At 42.5% G+C, this 4022-nt stretch carries 4 protein-coding genes; 2 read left to right on the plus strand and 2 right to left on the minus strand.

Going from position 1 to position 4022, the window contains the following annotated elements:
- Nucleotides 1-278 precede the first annotated feature (278 nt).
- A complete protein-coding gene (locus tag IM477_RS21960) occupies nt 279-977 on the minus strand; it encodes a single stranded DNA-binding domain-containing protein (protein WP_287733466.1) in 699 nt (232 codons plus the stop codon).
- A gap of 89 nt (nt 978-1066) precedes the next feature.
- On the opposite strand from IM477_RS21960, the gene folD reads away from it, so the two are divergent.
- Nucleotides 1067-1924, plus strand: a complete 858-nt coding sequence (gene folD / locus IM477_RS21965; RefSeq protein ID WP_287733467.1) for a bifunctional methylenetetrahydrofolate dehydrogenase/methenyltetrahydrofolate cyclohydrolase FolD — start codon at nt 1067-1069, stop codon at nt 1922-1924.
- 345 nt (nt 1925-2269) lie between these two features.
- Nucleotides 2270-3286 (plus strand): hypothetical protein, encoded by a 1017-nt coding sequence (locus IM477_RS21970; RefSeq protein ID WP_287733468.1) that lies wholly within the window; start codon nt 2270-2272, stop codon nt 3284-3286.
- A gap of 58 nt (nt 3287-3344) precedes the next feature.
- Here the strand turns inward: IM477_RS21970 and IM477_RS21975 are convergent, their stop codons facing one another.
- The gene (locus IM477_RS21975; protein WP_287733470.1) at nt 3345-3881 is read right to left on the minus strand and encodes a Uma2 family endonuclease; all 537 of its coding nucleotides are present in this window, start codon (nt 3879-3881) and stop codon (nt 3345-3347) included.
- Between the last annotated feature and the right edge of the window lie 141 nt (nt 3882-4022).

Here is a 4022-nt window from a genome sequence, read left to right on the forward strand (position 1 = left end):
CTGCGATTTTTGTCAACTGTTTTCGATCCAGAGCGAACTAATCAATTAAATCTCTTGCCAGATAAAGATTTAGTCGATTTATGCCACCCTATCGAACCATACCAAGTAACGAAGAACCTCAGTTATCAGTTATCAGTTATCAGTTATCAGTTATCAGGAGTCAGGAGTCAGGAGTCAGGAGACAGGAGATTATTTGTATTTTCTCCCCACTTCCCACTTCCCACTTCCCACTTCATAATTCATAATTCATAATTCATAATTCCCACACCTAACCCTAGCTATTTCTCGCTTTGTTTATGGGGTAAAAAGAAAGCATCGAGGGGGTCTGGGACGGGTTTAACCACTGCGGGGGGTTTGGGGGGAATCGCTTCTGCGACGGGTTGAACGGGTGGATTGGGTTTAACGGGGGTAACGACGGGAGTTTCTGGGGGTTTCGTTTCAGCTGCGCTGGGAATTGTCACCTGTCGGGGATTTTCGAGGGGTTTAGTGGAGACCGGGGGAGAATTGTTTTCTGGGGGTTTAACTTCTGAGGTGGGGGAGGGTTTAATTTCTGGGGACGGGGAGGGAGTAGGAAGAGAATTAACCGCTACTGCATCCATCTGTTCTAATTCCAGTACATACAATTCGTTAACGGTTTGGGAACCCTGGGGAATAGCTTCAAAGTCAATTTTGCCCTTAATGACGATTTCTTCGCCTTGACGGGGTAATTTATTGCTATTGGTGCGAATCCAAATCTTACCCGACCCATCCTGCAAAAGATAGGCTCCTCCCGCTAAAAAAGGGGCATAATTGCTCACGGTTCCCCTAAGATAAACTAAAGTGCCTTTTGGTTTTTCCTGTAATTGCTCGATCGCTGTTAGGGGAGGATCACCGATGTAGGGAACGGCAATACCGAGGTCAGCAAGGGTACTACAACCGAATAACCCTAGCAATAATAATAAACTGCTGATGCGCCCTACACGAGTCTGGATAGACATTCTTGCTTTAACCTTAACGAGTGCCATTAGCCAATCTTTTTGACCATAGAATGGATCCGAAAGATTTTTGTTCTCGGTATTATCATAGAATGTCCGTAACTACTTGCCAAATTCTCGACGGGAAAGCCTTAGCTCAAAAAATCCAACTTGGTCTAGGAGAGCGCATCCAGACGCTACAATCTCAAATGGGACGACCTCCGGGGTTAGCGGTGTTGATGGTGGGGGATAATCCCGCTAGTGCCGTTTATGTCCGCAATAAGGAGAAAGCTTGTACTAAAATCGGTATGGCCTCTTTTGGTCGTCATTTCCCCACCGATACAAGTGAACTAGAAATTTTAGCGGAAATTGTCCGTCTCAATCAAGATGAGCGGGTGGACGGGATTTTAATTCAATTACCCTTACCTAAGCATTTAGATGCGGTTTCCCTTCTCTACCAAATTGACCCGAAAAAAGATGCTGATGGCTTACATCCTCTCAATTTAGGCGGTTTAGTGCGGGGTGATGACTGTATCCGCAGTTGTACTCCTGCGGGGGTCATGGCACTCCTGAAAGAATATAATATTCCCATAGCCGGTAAGCACGCGGTGGTGGTGGGTCGCAGTATTCTAGTGGGGAAACCTTTAGCTTTAATGTTATTGGAGGAAAACGCTACGGTAACTATTGCTCACTCGCGCACGGAAAATCTGGCAGAAATAACCAGAAGTGCCGATATTTTAGTACCTGCTGTCGGTAAAGCCAATTTAATCACTAAAGATATGGTAAAACCGGGTGCAGTGGTGGTGGATGTGGGGATTAATCGCGTCGCTGACCGTTTGGTGGGAGATGTGGACTATGCGGGGGTTTTAGAAGTGGCTAGTTATCTTACTCCTGTCCCCGGGGGTGTCGGTCCGATGACGGTGGCAATGTTATTACAAAATACGTTGTTAAGTTACGAACGCAAGTTATAAATCCTCAGCTACCAGCTATCAGCTATTCAGTAATTCTACCGATACAATTTTGTCAATCTAGCAAGTTGGGATTTTTACGGGGAAACTCTCTTTTAAAATTGGGCTTTACTTTTGATTTTATTACTCAATCCAGGCTTTTGGGGGGGTTCTACCCCCCAAACCCCCCGCGCATTAGTTTTTCGGTGGGATGCTTGCACGCAGCTGCTGATATATCTGTAATAATTTAAGAGTCACTGATAATTGCTGATTGTCGATATTTCTGCAAGTGTGAGATGCAGCTCCTTGATTTTTTTTTAACTATGTTGGTAGAATTTTACAAAACTGAATAGACTAGGAGCTTTTCTTATGATCTTTATTATCCCGATTATTCTTGGTGCGGCTGCCTTAGTTACTGCTGGTGTGGGAGTTAGTGCGGGTGCTAATGGTGTCTCTAAGCTACAAAAGGCGGAAAAAATTGGCAAAAGTGCCGAACAAAGATACAAAAAAGCCAATAAATCCCTAGAAAAAAAGTTTCAAGCTACCCAAAAATTCGCAGAAGAATACGGTCAACTGCAAATTAATGTCAAAATCAACACCATCCGCAGATTTGTTAAGTTTGTTCGACGAATTGATCAAAGAAATAGTCAAAGAATTGGTCAAAATTCCTCCCAATCCCATCAACGCTTCTTAGAAGTAGAAGGGTTTGAGGGATTTTCTGCCCAACAATTCAAGGAATTTAAAGCAGAAGTGTTAGACGCGCAAAGTTTGGCTGTAGAGGGTTTAAAAGTAGTGGGAGTCGCCTCGGCAGCCAGTCAGGGAACCCTAGGATTAATTGGTCTTTTCGGTACTGCTAGTACAGGAACAGCAATTAGTGGACTTAGTGGGGCAGCCGCTTGGAATGCTACCTTAGCATGGTTAGGAGGTGGTTCTTTAGCTGCCGGTGGTGGTGGTATGGCTTTGGGAACAGTGGTTTTAGGAGGTATTACCGTTGGACCTGCTTTAATGATTGGTGGTTTTGTCTTAGGAGGAGAAGGGAAAAAAGCCCTAACTAAAGCTATCGAATACGCCAAGGAAGTGGATAATAAAATAGCTCAATTAGATAAAAGTAAGGGTTTTTTAGGACAAGTTCAGCGCAGAATTAAGGATTTACAATACCTGGTTAATAGTCTGAATAGTAGAGCTATTCAGAGTTTAACCGAACTGGAGTCACGAGCTAATTTTAATCCCCATCTAGAGGAAGACGTGGCCAAGTTTCGGGAGGTACTACTTTTAATTAAAGCTTCATCGGAAATCATGAAACTGCCTATCCTAGACGAAAAGGGGAAATTAACCAAAGCAACGGAAAATCTCGGAGAAAAGTACCGCCATCTCTTAGAAAGCTAATAGTAGGATGCCTGCCAGGAATAAAGAAAATGGTATGATAAACGCTCTAGAATTTAATTTAATAAATATTACCGAGTATTTCAATTAAAGTTAACTCTATTTCTGGAAAGGATTCAATAAAAATACTTTCACCTCGATAATATTTCTGAATAGCTTGATAACTACCATGCAGCGGATGGTGATAAACTTCTAAACATTCCTCCTTGAGATTGACAATCCAGACTTCTTTAATATTTGCTTCCGCATAAAGAGGAATTTTAGTATAGCGATCATAATCGATGGTAGAATCAGAAACTTCAATAATTAAATAAATATGTTCGGGACAGGGATAGGCAGCAACGTAAAAATCTGGGCGAGGTATTAGTAAACTTAAATCTGGTTCTGGTTGAGAATTGTCATTAAGTTTAATGGGATTTTGAACTCTGAGAATAATTTTCTGTCCTAATTTTTGATAAAGTAATTGTATTAATCTAGCTATACCAGCAGCATGACGGGTTCCCATCGGTGACATTTTGATAATTTCTCCTCGAATTAATTCCACTTTTTCATCGGGTTTGATTATTCCCTGGGTTGCCATTTTTTCGTATTCTTCCACCTTGACACTCCCCGCTCTAAAGAGACGGGGATTCTTGGTTCACAGAGATTACTTGCTTAGACAGAATTGCTTCTGAAAAAGTAGAGGTATTCTCTCCCCAAGCGTTTATTGGATCGAGCCCAAAGGTTCCGGTATGCCCTA

This window comes from Microcystis sp. M090S1 (assembly GCF_020246295.1).
GTDB lineage: Bacteria > Cyanobacteriota > Cyanobacteriia > Cyanobacteriales > Microcystaceae > Microcystis > Microcystis aeruginosa.

Bases quoted from the DNA above. Each gene is read 5' to 3' on its own strand.
- IM477_RS21960 (WP_287733466.1), bottom strand. From the start codon at position 977: ATGTCTATCCAGACTCGTGTAGGGCGCATCAGCAGTTTATTATTATTG.
- folD (WP_287733467.1), top strand. From the start codon at position 1,067: ATGTCCGTAACTACTTGCCAAATTCTCGACGGGAAAGCCTTAGCTCAA.
- IM477_RS21970 (WP_287733468.1), top strand. From the start codon at position 2,270: ATGATCTTTATTATCCCGATTATTCTTGGTGCGGCTGCCTTAGTTACT.